This is a genomic window from Anaerococcus murdochii, from assembly GCF_019957155.1.
Lineage (GTDB): Bacteria > Bacillota > Clostridia > Tissierellales > Peptoniphilaceae > Anaerococcus > Anaerococcus murdochii.
In genome coordinates this window covers 486,076-500,579 of the sequence record NZ_JAIPME010000002.1, presented here as the reverse complement: position 1 = coordinate 500,579, position 14,504 = coordinate 486,076, and the positions used below count along the sequence as shown (strand labels likewise).

General features: G+C 32.3%; 13 protein-coding genes. 11 read left to right on the top strand and 2 right to left on the bottom strand.

What is annotated here, in order from left to right; translation table 11 throughout:
• Positions 1-217: 217 nt before the first annotated feature.
• Both K8P03_RS02775 and K8P03_RS02770 read right to left on the bottom strand, forming a co-directional pair.
• Positions 218-646 (bottom strand): Dps family protein, encoded by a 429-nt coding sequence (locus K8P03_RS02775; RefSeq protein ID WP_223418129.1) that lies wholly within the window; start codon positions 644-646, stop codon positions 218-220.
• Between the two features lie 458 nt (positions 647-1,104).
• Positions 1,105-2,097, bottom strand: coding sequence for a helix-turn-helix domain-containing protein (locus tag K8P03_RS02770; protein WP_223418128.1), 993 nt, complete (start codon positions 2,095-2,097; stop codon positions 1,105-1,107).
• 160 nt (positions 2,098-2,257) lie between these two features.
• Between K8P03_RS02770 and K8P03_RS02765 the strand changes: the two genes are divergently transcribed.
• From K8P03_RS02765 to sufC, 11 genes are all read left to right on the top strand, one after another.
• Positions 2,258-4,012 (top strand): ABC transporter ATP-binding protein, encoded by a 1,755-nt coding sequence (locus K8P03_RS02765; protein ID WP_223418127.1) that lies wholly within the window; start codon positions 2,258-2,260, stop codon positions 4,010-4,012.
• Positions 3,996-5,717 carry an ABC transporter ATP-binding protein gene (locus K8P03_RS02760; RefSeq protein ID WP_223418126.1) on the top strand — a complete coding sequence of 574 codons (1,722 nt, stop codon included), beginning with the start codon at positions 3,996-3,998 and terminating at the stop codon, positions 5,715-5,717. The genes K8P03_RS02765 and K8P03_RS02760 overlap by 17 nt, the downstream gene beginning before the upstream one ends.
• A gap of 11 nt (positions 5,718-5,728) precedes the next feature.
• Positions 5,729-7,072 carry an MATE family efflux transporter gene (locus K8P03_RS02755; protein ID WP_223420682.1) on the top strand — a complete coding sequence of 448 codons (1,344 nt, stop codon included), beginning with the start codon at positions 5,729-5,731 and terminating at the stop codon, positions 7,070-7,072.
• A gap of 59 nt (positions 7,073-7,131) precedes the next feature.
• Positions 7,132-7,713: an MptD family putative ECF transporter S component gene (locus tag K8P03_RS02750; RefSeq protein WP_223418124.1), complete on the top strand. Its 582-nt coding sequence runs from the start codon at positions 7,132-7,134 to the stop codon at positions 7,711-7,713.
• A complete protein-coding gene (locus K8P03_RS02745; protein ID WP_223418122.1) occupies positions 7,713-8,402 on the top strand; it encodes an energy-coupling factor transporter transmembrane component T family protein in 690 nt (229 codons plus the stop codon). The genes K8P03_RS02750 and K8P03_RS02745 overlap by 1 nt, the downstream gene beginning before the upstream one ends.
• Complete coding sequence (locus K8P03_RS02740) at positions 8,396-9,760, top strand: ABC transporter ATP-binding protein (RefSeq protein WP_223418120.1); 1,365 nt, start codon at positions 8,396-8,398, stop codon at positions 9,758-9,760. The genes K8P03_RS02745 and K8P03_RS02740 overlap by 7 nt, the downstream gene beginning before the upstream one ends.
• Before the next feature lie 643 nt (positions 9,761-10,403).
• Positions 10,404-11,231 (top strand): class I SAM-dependent methyltransferase, encoded by an 828-nt coding sequence (locus tag K8P03_RS02735; protein WP_223418118.1) that lies wholly within the window; start codon positions 10,404-10,406, stop codon positions 11,229-11,231.
• Positions 11,232-11,284: 53 nt separating this feature from the next.
• Positions 11,285-11,911, top strand: coding sequence for an L-2-amino-thiazoline-4-carboxylic acid hydrolase (locus tag K8P03_RS02730; RefSeq protein WP_223418117.1), 627 nt, complete (start codon positions 11,285-11,287; stop codon positions 11,909-11,911).
• 151 nt (positions 11,912-12,062) lie between these two features.
• The gene (locus K8P03_RS02725; RefSeq protein WP_223418116.1) at positions 12,063-12,569 is read left to right on the top strand and encodes a hypothetical protein; all 507 of its coding nucleotides are present in this window, start codon (positions 12,063-12,065) and stop codon (positions 12,567-12,569) included.
• 801 nt (positions 12,570-13,370) lie between these two features.
• Positions 13,371-13,637: an HPr family phosphocarrier protein gene (locus tag K8P03_RS02720; protein WP_223418115.1), complete on the top strand. Its 267-nt coding sequence runs from the start codon at positions 13,371-13,373 to the stop codon at positions 13,635-13,637.
• Between the two features lie 134 nt (positions 13,638-13,771).
• The gene (sufC, locus tag K8P03_RS02715) at positions 13,772-14,503 is read left to right on the top strand and encodes a Fe-S cluster assembly ATPase SufC (protein ID WP_223418114.1); all 732 of its coding nucleotides are present in this window, start codon (positions 13,772-13,774) and stop codon (positions 14,501-14,503) included.
• The last annotated feature ends 1 nt before the right edge of the window (position 14,504 follow it).

The window sequence follows — 14,504 nt, the reverse complement described above, 5'->3', positions numbered from 1 at the left end:
CACTAATACAAATATCTATACATAAAAAATGTATCAATCCTTCCCCTTTTATTAGGATTTAAGTTGATACATAAAATTATTTACAGACCCTTCTCACGCTGGGCTTGGCCTTTTAGCCTTACTCTTTCACTCTGTGGGGAGAGTCCTTAATAAGGCCTACAGTATATTTTATTATTAAGGATTATTCAATCCATAGTTTTGCAAAAGTTAATTTTGCCTATTTAAGACTTGATTCTACAAACCAAATTTGTTTGTTGTAGTCTTCAATATGATCTTCCATGGCATTAGCTACAGGGAAATTATCAGCTTCATCTGCTTCTTTTCTAATCTCTAGGGCGAGTTCTTTTTGAAGTTTTATGTCAGATAGGACTATTTCTAATGCCTCTTTAATAGATATTTCTTTAGAATCTTCAATCTCTTTGATTGTAGAAATTTCTAAATATTCTTTTATATTAGCAACTGGGAATTCCCCAGCCATTCTGATAAGCTCAGCAACTTCATCAAGTCTATCACTAGCCTTATCATATTCAGCTTCAAGGTACTCATGTACAGCCACAAATTGACTGCCTACTACATTCCAATGTAGGTTATGGAATTTTATATTCATTACTGCAAGATTTGCAAGATATTTGTTTAAATTTGTCATTTCTTCCTCCTAATTTAAAATGATTCTAATTATTATTAATGTTATACATAAGAATAAAAATAAGTCAAGTTTATATTATTGTGTAAAATTTACTAAAACAATATTTATTATTTCATCCTAATATATATCTTAGAGGGTCTTATCCAATCCTTATTGATGTCAACGAAGATTGGTCTAAAAAGGCTGACGGGTGGATATTAATCTCATAGCTAAAGCTTAATTGTTGAAAGATTCATAGTTTTGAATTTGTATTTTTCGCAGGGTTAATAAATTTAAAGGACTTAGCTCAGAGAGACATAAAGCTAAGTCAAATAAGAAAGACCATAGCAAAGGTGCAGAGAGATAAATATCGGCAGTCTTCGGACTGCCTTTATTTTTTGTTCACTTTTTAAATATCAAATTTATATACACATATACAAATGTCTAAAAATAAATACGTATAAATTTAAAAAAATAGTTTAATCACAGCAATCACAATTTAAATTGTAATGGTCGCAAGCCAAACCACGGACTTCGCTGGGAAGTTTTCCCTTGTATCTTTTGTAATAAATGGAAAATTTGCTAGCAGATGAATATCCAACAGATTCTGCAATTTCTTTTATAGGCAGTTGGGTATTTAAGAGAAGAGTTTCAGCTACATTCATTCTTTTTCTTTGGGTATATTCTGTAATGCTTTGACCATATTTTTCTTTGAACAGATTTTTTAATTTAGTTCCGCTCATTTTAGATATTTTTTCAAGGGTTTCCTGATTTACATTCATGGCGAAATGATCGTCTAAAAATCTGGATACATCTTCAAGTGCTTTATTATCGTCAGACTCAATTTTATATTTTTTTCTATTTAAGTATGTGTCAATAACTATACTTACCCATTCATTTGCCTTTGCTTTGAAGAAAAAATCAGCGGCGGGGGCATCCATCTTGCAATTCAAGATTTCCATTGCCACTTTTTCCAATGACTTTGTAAGTATAATTTGATTCGGTTGAAGTAAAGATGAATAAAATGATTCCGGATTAATGTTAATAGATGCTAAATGTTTTTCTATTAGCTCCTTTTTAAAGCCAATCGAAACGGCAAGATAATAACAGTTCTCGTGTAATAAAAATAGGAAGTCATCTTTTATGTTGTCGAAATCAAGTGTGCATAATGAGTTTGCGGTAAGCGTTTGATAAGGACTGAATTTCTCGCCGTTTGCGCTGACTATGTAGCTTGTGTATATTGAAGCATAATCTGCCATACTATAGGTATTATTTTGAACTACTTCTTCACTGATATAAAAATCATGGACATCAATAATAAATCCATCTCCTTCATAAAACCAATACAAGCCATCTGCATAAGTTAAATCTTCTTTACTCCAACAAAAAGTGTGGCCTGCACTTGAATACTTCTTATTGTTTTTACATTCATCTACTTTCATATAATCTTTTACAAAATCGTAATATGTCATAATACACCTATCCCTTTTAGATAATATTCCAATTAGCCTTATTAATTAAAAACCATTGTATTAGTAATTATAACCAATGTATAATAAAAACACAATGATAATTATTATTGATAATGAGGATTTATATCTAAAAGGGATATCAAAGAAAGGAGATATGATTATGAAGATTTACAAAAAACTATTTGCATATGTACAGGATAAAAAATATCTTGGATTTTTAGCTATAGTTTTTTCTGCTATATCTGCTGTACTTACAGTATATGGATTTTATTTAATCTACAAATTTCTGGATAATTTAATAATTAATTCAGATTTATCTGGTGCAGAGAGCTTAGCATTAAAATCTGTTATTACACTAACAAGTGGAGCGATATTTTATTGTGTTTCAGGAATGTTTTCACACATCTTGGGATTTAGGCTTGAAACAAATTTAAGGAAAAGGGGGATTGATGGGTTAGAGAAAGCTAGTTTTAGATTCTTTGACTTGAATCCTTCTGGTCAAATTAGAAAAATCATAGATGACAATGCCGCACAAACTCATCAGGTTGTAGCTCACATGATTCCAGATAGCTCTCAGGCAATAGTTACACCTATACTTGTACTTGCACTTGGTTTTATAGTAAGTATAAGAGTTGGCATAACCTTGCTTGCTCTTACTATAATCGGCGGCTTAATTTTAGGAGCAATGATGGGCGAGCAAAAATTTATGAAGATATACCAAGAAGCGCTATCTAAATTAAGTGCTGAAACTGTTGAATACGTTAGAGGAATGCAGGTTGTAAAAATATTTAGAGCAAATGTCGAATCATTTAAAAGCTTTTATAAGGCGATAAAAGATTACTCGAAGTATGCTTATGATTATTCACTATCTTGTAAAAAACCTTATGTTTTGTATCAGTGGTTATTTTTTGGACTGATTGCAATTTTAATCATTCCAATAGTTTATTTTATTGCTAGCTTGGGTAGCAGCAAGGTGATTTTACTTGACCTTATCATGATTTTATTTTTATCAGGAGTTCTTTTTGTTTCATTTATGAGAATGATGTGGTACTCTATGTACATTTCTCAAGGTAATTATGCAGTAGATACTTTAGAGGCTATTTACGAAGATATGCAAAAAGACAAATTGATGCATGGCAATGTCAATAATTTTAAAAACTACAATATAGAATTTGACAATGTAAGCTTTGCTTATAACGATAAAGCTGTTATTGAAAATTTATCCTTTAAATTAGAAGAAGGAAAGTCCTATGCACTAGTCGGTTCATCGGGATCAGGCAAATCGACTGTAGCAAAACTTATATCGGGTTTTTACAATGTTAATGAAGGAAGCATAAAGATAGGCGGCGTAGCAATAAGTGAATACTCTGATGAAGCCTTAATTAAAGCCATTTCCTTTGTTTTTCAAGATTCAAAATTATTCAAGAAAAGTATTTATGACAATGTAGCTTTAGCTAATAAAGATGCGAGCAAAGATGACGTTATGAAAGCCTTAAAATTAGCAGGATGCGATTTGATACTAGACAAATTCCCAGAAAGAGAAAACACTATCATAGGCTCAAAAGGAGTTTATTTATCTGGTGGAGAAAAACAAAGAATCGCAATTGCCAGAGCAATTTTAAAGGATTCTAAAATTATTATTATGGATGAAGCATCAGCATCTATTGACCCAGATAACGAGTTTGAATTGCAAAAAGCTTTCAAGAATCTTATGAAGGGTAAAACAGTTATCATGATTGCACACAGACTATCTACAATTAAAGAGCTTGATGAAATACTTGTTATGGATGGTGGCAAAATTATAGAAAGAGGTTCTGACAAAGAATTAATGTCAAGTGATACAAAGTATAAGAGACTGCAAGAACTCTTTAACAGTGCGAATGAATGGAGGGTTTCAAATGAAGGAGTTTTATAAAAAAAGATTTGCTCTTACAGATAAGGGAGCGAGAAATTTATCTAAAGCGACAATGGCCTCATTTTTCGTCTACTGTATAAACATGCTTCCTGCCATGTTACTAATGATTTTTGCCCAGGAAGTTTTAGATAATATCAATAAAAGCAATGGATTTTATACAGCATTCTCAGTTTTGACTTTGATAGCAATGTATATTCTGCTTTCTATCGAATACGATAAATTATATAGCACAACATATCAAGAAAGTGCGGATTTAAGAATAAGGACAGCAGAGAATTTATCAAAACTACCTCTATCATACTTTTCTAAACATGACATTTCAGACCTAGCGCAAACAATCATGTCTGATATTGAAGGCATAGAACATGCAATGAGCCACGCAATACCAAAAGTGGGTGGCATGGCACTCTTCTTCCCACTTATATCCATCATGATGCTAGTGAGCAATGTCAAGATGGGTTTAGCTGTAATTATTCCAACGATATTAAGCTTTATATTTATACCCCTATCTAAAAAACATCAGGTTAAGGGACAAAAAAGATATTATGACGTCTTAAGAGAAAACTCAGAAAGCTTTCAAGAAAATATCGAAATGCAAATGGAGATCAAAGCCTATGGCTTATCAGAGGAAATGAAAGAAAAGCTATATGAAAAAATGGATAAAAGTGAAAAAGTGCACTTAAAGACAGAGATAGGACTTATTTTAACTATGTCACTTTCATCTATTTTTAGCTTTATATCCCTTGCTGTCGTAATATTTGTTGGCGTAAATCTAATTATTAATAAAGAGATAAGTGTCCTCTACCTTGTAGGATATTTACTAGCGGCTATAAAGTTAAAAGACTCTTTAGATGCATCTAAAGAAGGCATGATGGAGATATTTTATTTATCGCCAAAAATTGAAAGACTAAAAGAAATTCAAAATCAAAATTTACAAGAAGGCGAAGACTATAATTTGAAAAAATTTGATATTGATCTAAAAAATGTTGAATTTGCCTATAATAAAGATGCAAAAATTTTAAACGGTGTAAGCTTTAAAGCTAAACAGGGAGAGGTTACTGCTTTGGTAGGAGCAAGTGGCTGTGGCAAAACAACTATCTTGAAACTTATATCAAGACTTTATGATTATGACGAGGGACAAATCTTAATCGATGGCAAGGATATAAAAGAAATATCAACAGAATCCCTTTTTGACAAGGTATCAATAGTTTTCCAAGATGTCGTTCTATTTAATCAAAGCGTTATGGAAAATATTAGAATTGGTAAGCAAGATGCAAGTGACGAAGAAGTTAAAATAGCAGCAAAACTTGCAAACTGCACAGATTTTATAGAAAAAATGGATAAGGGTTTCGATACACTTATCGGTGAGAACGGTGCTGAGCTATCAGGAGGAGAAAGACAAAGATTATCAATAGCCAGAGCCTTCTTAAAAGATGCGTCGATATTGATTTTAGATGAGATAGCAGCAAGCCTTGATGTTGACAACGAGAAAAAGATTCAAGAGTCCTTAAATAATTTAGTTAAAGATAAAACTGTTGTCATCATTTCACATAGAATGAAATCCATAGAAAATGCAGACAAGATAGTAGTTCTTGAAAACGGAAGAGTAGAAAGCGAAGGCAAACATGAAGAGCTTTTACAAAAATCAAAAGTTTACAAGAATTTAATAGAAAAAACAAAAATGGCAGAAGAATTTATATATTGAAAGAACTAAAAATGAAACAAAACATGAAAGAACAGTTGTTGACCAAGAAGCCATTGTCTTTAATGTTTCAATTATCTATACCAGCAGTAATTGGGATGGTAGTTATAGGTCTATATCCACTTATGGATGGAATATTTGCTGGACAAATAATTGGTGAGAATGCCATGGCGGCTTGCTCAATAGCTATGCCGCTTACATTTTTTAATAATGGGATTGCAACGCTTATAGGGATAGGTTCGGCATCAATTTTATCAAGAGCCATGGGAAAGAGTGATAAAGATACTATAGACAAGCTTATGGGAAATCTTATCTATTGGATTATATTTTTTTCAACGATCATAACAATAGGAGGAATACTTCTAGGACCATATTTTTTAGATTTAATTGGAGCAACAGGAGAAATAAAGGGATTAGGCATAAGGTATTTAAGAATAATATTTCTAGGCTCAAATTTTGTAAACTTTACCCAGTCAGCCAATATGGTTATGCGTGGTGAAGGACTTATGAAAAGAGCAATGAGTATCATGGGACTTGGTGCCTTTATCAATATAGCTCTTGATCCAATACTAATGAAATTAATGGGTGATTATGCCATTGAGGGAGCAGCTATAGCAACTGTAACAGCACAAATAATTCAAGCGGTTATTACTCTTTATTATTTTAAGAGTAAAAGTGAAAATGTAAAAATAAAGAAAATAAAAAAAGAAAAAGATATATCAAAGGAAATGTTTGGAGTAGGAGTATCAGCTATGATCATGCAAGTATTTTTCATGGTTCAACAAACATTGCTTTATAGACAAGCTTTTAGATATGGAGGAGATCCAAATGCAATATTAATGTCTGCAACTTTGAGGTTTTATGGATTTTCATTTATACCAATTTGGGGAATGAGTCAGGCATTACAGCCGATTATTGGTACAAACTTTGGAGCAAAACAATACGATAGAGTAAAGGAAACTATGAAGATATTTTCTATAGGAGGAACAGTACTTGCGGCAATTTTTTGGTTACCAGCACAAGTATTTTCAAAACAGTTACTTGGTTTATTTAAAGTAAGTCAGGATATAATTTCAAGTGGAGTTAATAATTTCAGAATGTTCTATTCAGTATTTATTCTTTATGGAATTATGATTATGACAATAACTTTTTTCCAAGCGATAGGGGATGGAAAAAAAGCTGGAATGATTGTAATGTTAAGACAGCTAATACTACTTGTTCCAGCCTTACTTATATTACCAAGAGTATTTGGAGCAGGGGCTGTTTGGTGGACAGAACCAGTTGTAGATTTTACTATGATAATGGTAGGTTTAGCAATGCAAGCAAAGGCTCTTTCGAATATGAATGTAAATGATTAAAAATAAAATAAAAAGAAAAATAAAAATGGCAGAAGAATTTATTTATTAGGAGTAATAAAATGGATAATAAAAAATTAAAAGTAAAAGATTTAGTAAGTATCGGTGTTTTTGCCGTAATTTATTTCGCCTTGATGTTTGGTGTTGGTATGATGGGTATGGTCCCAATATTGTTTTTAATATACCCAACAGTTTTGGGCATAATTGCAGGGACTGTAGTTATGTTATTTATGACTAAGGTTCAAAAACCATGGGCGTTATTTATATTTGGTATGATATCACCACTTGTGATGTTTGCTGCTGGACATACTTATGTAGTTGTAGTTTTATCGCTTATAGTAATGATAATAGCAGAATTAATTAGAAAGATTGGCAATTACAATTCTTTTAAATACAATATGCTTTCTTACGCTGTATTTTGCATATGGATTTGCAGCTCTATGATGCAAATGCTTTTGGCAAAAGAAGTATATATAGAACATTGCAAAATGATGGGAGACGACTATGTAGTAGCCCTAGAAAAACTAATAACATATCCTCACATGGCTTTAGTAGCCTTAGGTGCTTTTATAGGAGGAATAATTGGGGCATATATAGGAAAGGCTCTATTGAAAAAACACTTTGAAAAAGCAGGCATTGTATAATGCCTACCTTTTCTTCAAATGCTCCATTTAATCCAAATCCGATCAGCAAAATATTAGTAGTATTCCTTACAGGGTTAACAGTAATGCATGGCATAAATATTCGTTTTGAACTAGCTATTGTCTGTATATTTTTAATTTTGTTTTATTTGAATGGATATAAAAAAACAGTTTACAAATGGATAGTTTTATGTGGAATACTTTACTCCTTGCCTAATTTTATGATTCTATCTACACTAAACCCAATAATTAAGATGTTTTTAAGTATACCTATAGTCTTTAGAATGTTTTTATTGCCATTTATGGCAGCTAGCTTCATGATAAAAACTTCTGACGTAGGCACAATAATTTCATCAATGGATAAGCTTAAAATTCCAAAAAATCTTTCCATACCTATTGCAGTTATGTTTAGATTTTTCCCATCTTTTAAAGAGGAGAAGAAAAACATCAAAATGGCTATGAGAGTAAGGGGGATAAATTTTAAAAACCCAATCAAATATCTTGAATACGTTTCAGTACCACTACTAATTATATCTTCAAACATTGCAGATGACATTGCAAAAGCAGCAGAAACAAAGGCGATAGAAAATCCAATTGCCAAGACCAGATATATCAGTGTAAAGATACAGCTAATTGACTTTGTTTATGTTTTATTAATTGCTGGACTTATTGTGGGAGGCTTAATATGGTAGAAATTAAAAATTTAAGCCTTGCTTATGGCGAAGACCATATAATAGATGATATATCGCTATCCATAGGCGAGGGAGAGTGCGTGCTATTTACAGGAAAAAGCGGAAGCGGTAAGTCATCTTTAATAAATTCTATCAATGGCTTAGCTGTAAGATATGATAACGCAAAGATCAAGGGTGAAATATTTATTGATGGTAAAAATATAAAAGCTTTGGAACTTTATCAAATTTCGATGCTTGTCTCAACTGTTTTTCAAAATCCTAAGACATATTTTTTCAATATAAATACGACATTAGAATTATTGTTCTATTTAGAAAATATTGGACTTGCAAGAGAAGAGATGGACAAGCGTTTAAGTGATATGCTTGAGATATTCCCGATAAAAAATCTTTTGAACAGAAATATATTTAATTTATCCGGCGGTGAAAAACAAATTCTTTGCATTGCAGCTTCTTATATAGCAGGCACAAAGATTATAGTTATGGATGAGCCTTCATCAAATTTGGATATTAAAAGCATAAGTGTTTTGACAAAAATGCTTAAAATACTAAAAGAAAAAGGCATAAGCATAATTGTAGCAGAGCATAGAATTTATTATTTGATGGACATAGTTGATCGTGTATTTTTGATAGATAAAGGCAAACTTAAAAAAACTTATACAAGAAGTGAATTTTTAAAGTTTGATAAAAATAAATTGAACGCTTTAAGTTTAAGGGATAAAGAATTAAGCAAATTAGAAGTTCCTTATTTAAAAGACGGTGGAGAATATCAGATAAAAAATCTTAGCTACAAATTTACTGATGATGACTATTTAAGTTTAACAGACATCTCATTTAAGCTTGGAAAAATTTATGGCATAATAGGATCCAATGGACGAGGGAAGTCAACGCTTTTGAGATGCTTAATAGGTCTTGAGAAAATATCAAAAGAAGAGATTTATTTTAAAGGAGAAAAACTATCCAAGAAAGAAAGGCTGAAAAAATCTTCACTTGTTATGCAAGACGTAAATCATCAATTATTTACAGATGAAGTATTCAAAGAGCTTAGCTTAGGTGTAAAGAATTTTGATGAAGAAAAGGCGAAAATCATTTTAAAAGATTTAGGCCTGGACGAATTTATTGAAAGGCATCCGATGAGTTTATCAGGAGGACAAAAGCAAAGACTTGCAATAGCATCTCTTATGTGTAAGGATTCTCCATTTGTCTATTACGATGAACCTACAAGTGGTATGGATTATTCCAATATGATGAAAATATCGGAATTAATCAAAAAATATAGAAATAAGGATAAAATAATTTTTATTGTTTCCCATGATATAGAATTTTTAAATGAAGTAGCAGATGAGATTTTTGAATTGTAAAATAGGGCCTGTTAAATCTGTCTATAGAACTGGGAGATTATTTAAAAATTTAAAAGATATTTAGAACCATTGGTATTCATGAAAGATTTACCTTAATGATTTTTCGTATGGTATTTATACATTTCACGATTCTTATTTACAGTGTTTATATTTTCCGTATTTCTAGTGAAATTCTTTACTTACTATAATTAGAGAGATGAGAGATAAGTATCGGCAGTCTTCGGGCTGTCTTTTTTTGCGTATTTGAACCCAGTAAATCATACGATTGAAAGGAAACTGTGTTATATGGTATAATCAAATTGATAATCAATATCGTTTAATAAAAGAAGGTGTTTATTTGTGACTTTATACAAGTGTATCTTAATTGGTCTTTTGGGTTCATTTTTGATGTTTTTGGGAGACATGGCCTTATATTATGATCCTAATGATTATGATGGCAAGCCCTATTTACACCTATATTTCTTTTGCTCTTTACTCCTCTTACTGGGAGGTTACCAAAGGGACTGCATATGATTGTTCGTGGTGGTTGGTTTAACCTAATATATTTTATTTAATACTTATACTTATTGATAACCTTTACTAATATGAATTTATAAGATTATGAATTAAGGGAATAGAATTATTATTTACAGGAGAAAATTTTATGAAACAAGAAAATTTTATTGATAAGAAGAAGGTAAAACCTGATTACAAAAATTGGGTTCCTAAAAGATTGTTAAAGGCAAAGATTGTTGAAAGTCTAGTATGTCTTATTTTATTCATCTTATTTGGTGCAAGTGACCTCTTTCTTCAAGGAAGGCAAAGGATTATCTGGGGAATTATTTTGGGACTTGCAGTCTTGATACTTTTATTCTTTTCAATCATGCTTTCTCACATGTATCGAACCTTTGACTATAGGGGTAAGAGAAAACTCGCCAAAATTATTATAGAAGGCGTCGCAGAGTATGCAAAGATCCCAGACGGTGGACTTGGACTTGATGTAGGTTGTGGCAGCGGTGCACTTACCATAGCTTGTGCAAAAAGAAATCCAAAAGCGACTATGGTGGGTTGTGACATATGGAGTGGGTCATACAAGAGTGAATTTTCAAAGAAGCTCTGCCAGGACAATGCAAAGGCTGAGGGAGTAGAAAATGTGAGATTTGAAGAAGGAAATGCAGTGAATCTTCCATTTGCAGATGAAAGTTTTGATCTAGTGACTAGTAACTACGTTTATCACAATATAATGGGGCAAAATAAACAAAAACTTTTACTAGAAACATTTCGTGTGCTTAAAAAAGGTGGAGTTTTTGTTATTCATGACTTGATGAATAAGTCAAGATACGGAGATATGGATGATTTTATGGAAAAGCTTAAGAAGGACGGCTACCAAGATGTGCAATTAATTGATACAACAAAGGGTCTTTTTATGGATCACAAAGAAGCCTTATTCTTAGGACTTTACGGCTCAAGTCTTCTTATTGGTAGAAAATAAAATTATATATAAATTGCTATAAAATATTTTAGAAAATTGATGGAGTATTTAAGATGAAATACAAAGGTTTTTATTTCTTATTATTTAAAGGTCCAATGAAGAAAGTTCTAATAGAAAAATATGATAAAGGATATGCATCAGAAATTATTAAGAAGAGTAAGATAATTTATCGAAAACTAATAGAAGAGGCAGATGATATTGGCGATGACAATCCAATGGCATACAATGAGATGTTCGCCCTTGTCTTTGTTGCTCCATATATAGCAAGTGAGAAAAAAATTCCACCAGAAACAATTCAAGAAATGATGCGTCGCTCTCTTTATTCTGTCAAATGGTATTTTTCTTTAATAAACCTCAATACTAAGATAGGAAAAGAGGCCAATAAGAAAAATGTTCTTAAGTACTACAAGTGGTATACAGAGGAAAAAGAAAAACTTTATCCAACTTCTTTTAAGGTTGACTTTGAAGGTCAACCTTATGAGGGTGCTTGTTATTATAGGATTACTCGTTGTCCCATTTGTGCATATACAAAGAAGCTCGGGGTAGATGAATTAATGCCCCTATTTTGCGAGCTTGACGATGTAATGATAAGCCTTCAACATGGAGTTTTACATAGAAAAGAAACCATCGCCAAGGGAGGAGACTACTGCGATTACTTCATCCTAGGAGATAAAGAGTAATAGATAATTTATTTTTATTAGAGAGAGTATTTTCCACAAATGAAGACAGAAGTATTTGACGGGATGGGCCACAAACAATTTCTTCACGAACACCCTCAAGAATACGCTAAGAAACTAAAATTATTTTTGGATAATTAACAAGGAGAATATTATGGATATAACACGAGCAATATTAGATGGGATTGCAATGGCTGCTATCTTTAACGGTGCAGTAGCAGCTTTTGTACTGATTAACCCAAGATTTTTCTTCGATTCTTATCCAAAGACAATTCAAAATTCGGCTCCAGATAAGATGACAAAAGAAGAGAAAAGAATAAATTTCATACTTACGATTATAATTTCAGGAATCGCATTTATATATGGTGTGACCTCTCTTTTACATACAGGAATAAGAGGACTTAGAGATCTTTTCTGGATGAGTTATATTCAGTGGACAATATTAAACTTAGGAGATTTCTTTTTGTTGGATGTACTTTTGTTCCAAGGAAAGTACAAGGATAAAATAGTAATACCAGGCACAGAAGGGCATGAGGACTACGAATTTAGAAATTGGATGAAACATTTGGCCATTAAAGAACATTTTATCTTGATGCCATTTTTACTAATTCCAATAGCATCCATAATCCAAGCCTGGCTAGTGATTTTACTCGGATTATAAAATAAAATTTGAAAGATATGATTAATTTGTGACCCATAAGAAGCACGAGAAAAATACCTTTAAAAAAAGTGACTGATTTACGATAATAATAAACAAAATTTGGAAAAAGCCAAACGAGCCTTGCAAAATCTAGAACTTAGAAAATAATTCTATTATTTACCAAGCGAAGATTTCTAATCTAAGGTTGCGTAAAGAAAACTGATGGCAAGCCCGTCCGGCTCGTTGAGGACTGAGCGATAGCGAGTTATCAGTTTTTAGGGGCTTGAATATTAGAAATCTATGGAGATATACGTAATTCAATACGAAGTTATTCCCCGTATCAAAAGTTTGCCGAAGGCAAACACAATATCTCCCGCGAGGGGCCGGCCGGAGGGGGTAGCCGAGAGGGGTTTGGGGAGGCAGGTGGGGGAACAGCCTGCCCTAGCGGCCGAGAGCGACGGAACGTTCCCCTGGGCCTCCCCATTTTCGAAGGGATTATGTAAATAAAATAATTTATTTAAATACATAACTCATATTGGTATAAGAGACTCAAGTAATTTTCTAAATAAAATAATTTAATAAAAAATAAAAATAAATTAAAAATTAAAAAAATCTTACACAGAATTATTCTAAAAAAACATTCCACCCATGCCATTCCCGCAGGGAAAAAATAAAATTATTATAAATAAAAATAAAAAAATATACATTAATAAATAGCTAATCATAAATATCCTGGATATTTAACCAAAAAATCGTTTGCAAAATTTCGAAATTATAGTAACATCTATTATAAGGTGATAAATATTTGACAAAGGAGGCCCTATGTACGAACAAAAAGTAACACTTTCTAATGAAATTGGTTTGCATGCTAGACCAGCATCAATATTCATAAGACAAGCTGTCCAGTTTCCTTGTGACATAACTGTTGAAAAAGCTGGGAGGAGTTATAATGCTAAGTCTATCATGTCAGTTCTGAGCATGAGTGCTTCTAAAGGCGATGAGATAGTTATTCGAGCAGAAGGTGACGAAGAAGAAGATGCTGTAAAAAGTCTTATCGATTTAGTTGAAAATAAATTGAATGAATATTAGCATAATAATAAATAACGAGCCCTGGCTCGTTTTTTTTATTTTTTCTGGTATGCTGATTAATGCGGGATTATTGATAATCCCTAGCAAAAAGGTATGATTTAAAAAGAGTGAAAAATAGATAAAAGAGGTAGATAATGAGCGATTTATTAAAAATAGAAAATCTCCACGTTTCGGCTGGAGATAAGGATATACTAAAGGGAATAAATTTGACAGTTGGTAAGGGCGAGGTCCACGTTGTTATGGGGGCCAATGGTTCTGGTAAATCAACCCTTATGAACTCAATTATGGCAAATCCTGCCTATACAATCAAGGAAGGAAAGATTTTCTTTGAGGGTGAGGATATCACAGATCTTAGCGTTGATAAGAGGGCTAGACTTGGTATTTTCATGTCCTTCCAACACCCAGATGAGATTCCTGGTGTTAAGCTTTCTGATTTTCTAAGAATTTCTGAAGAGCAAATCACAGGTGATAAGCCAAAAATTTTGGCCTTTAACAAAAAACTTACCAAGGAAATGGAAAATCTTAAGCTAGATTCTTCCTATGCTAATAGGTATGTAAATGTTGGTTTTTCTGGTGGTGAAAGAAAGAAATCAGAAATCCTTCAAATGCAAATGCTAAATCCAAAACTTGCCCTTCTTGATGAGACAGATTCAGGTCTTGACGTTGATGCGGTAAGGATTGTTTCAGAAGGTATTAAAAATTTCCTAGATGGGGAAAAATCAGTAATTTTAATTACCCACCACAGGGAAATTTTATCAAATATCAAGGCTGATTATGTTCATATCCTAAAAGATGGTGTAATCCAAGAAACTGGTGATGATAGCCTAATGGATAAGATTGAAGCTGAAGGCTACGAATGGGTGTAAG